Annotated in this window: 2 protein-coding genes; both read right to left on the bottom strand. The window is 43.2% G+C overall.

Going from position 1 to position 915, the window contains the following annotated elements:
* Nucleotides 1-635 (bottom strand): sensor histidine kinase (locus tag H8S75_RS33745; protein WP_279288751.1); only part of this gene is annotated, 635 nt, incomplete at its 3' end.
* On the bottom strand, nt 622-915 hold a 294-nt coding region (locus H8S75_RS33740), incomplete at its 5' end, for a winged helix-turn-helix domain-containing protein (protein WP_187024928.1). The genes H8S75_RS33745 and H8S75_RS33740, both read right to left, overlap by 14 nt.

Here is a 915-nt window from a genome sequence, read left to right as displayed (position 1 = left end):
TCAAAAAACTCATTAACCAGAGTCCTGAGCCGGTTCGCCTTTTCCCATGCAGTGTGGATATATTTTGCTTTCTCCTCATCGGGCATATCCGGTGTTTCATCCAAAAGGCTGAGATATCCTATCACAGATGTCAGTGGGGTCTTGATATCATGAGCCAGATATACCACCAGATCATTCTTCTGCTGCTCCGCCCTCTTAGCCTTATCCGCCCGTTCTGCAAGTGTCCGCTTTACATCGGCCAGTTTATGCTCCACACTCTCCAGTTCCGGAGACAGGGAAATCGCTGCCCTTTCTTCCATAAGCTTGTCAATCCCTGCAACTACCTCATCAAAATATCTTTTATATGTATCCAAAAGCATGTGGAATAACAAAAAAACAAATATGATTATGACTAACGCAAGAATAAACTGCATATTGACAGTCACTATCTTGAAATATATCAAATCAGCTTCCTTCTCACTGATTGAAAGACTGCGTGCAACTGTCCCGACAATCGCGTCTGCCAAGTGTCCACGCGTCAGCATCCGCAGGGCAAAGACTGCAGCAACTGCTCCCATGGTAATCCATAATCCTCTGATAAATGTAATACGGCCGAGCTTTGAATAGTTATATTTTGTTTTTTTAAATTTCCCCAATTTTATATCCAACCCCCCAAACCGTTTTTATATATCTGGGATTTTCCCCGGTATCCTTCATCTTCTCACGAAGATGGCGGATATGTACAGTAATCGTATTGTTACTCTTGGTATAGTATTCTTCCTGCCAGACTTCATGGAATAATTCTTCGGCACTGACGACACTGCACCTGCGCTCTAAAAGAATCCTTAATATGGAAAATTCCGTTGGAGTCAGTGACAGCGCCTCTCCATTAAGCCGGCATTCATACGTCTTAATGTTCATTGTCAATCCGGCATA

It is taken from the genome of Hungatella hominis (genome assembly GCF_014288005.1).
GTDB classification, from domain to species: domain Bacteria; phylum Bacillota; class Clostridia; order Lachnospirales; family Lachnospiraceae; genus Hungatella; species Hungatella effluvii.
The sequence above is the reverse complement of the archived record's forward strand: the minus strand, read 5'-3'. Positions and strand labels throughout refer to the sequence as shown.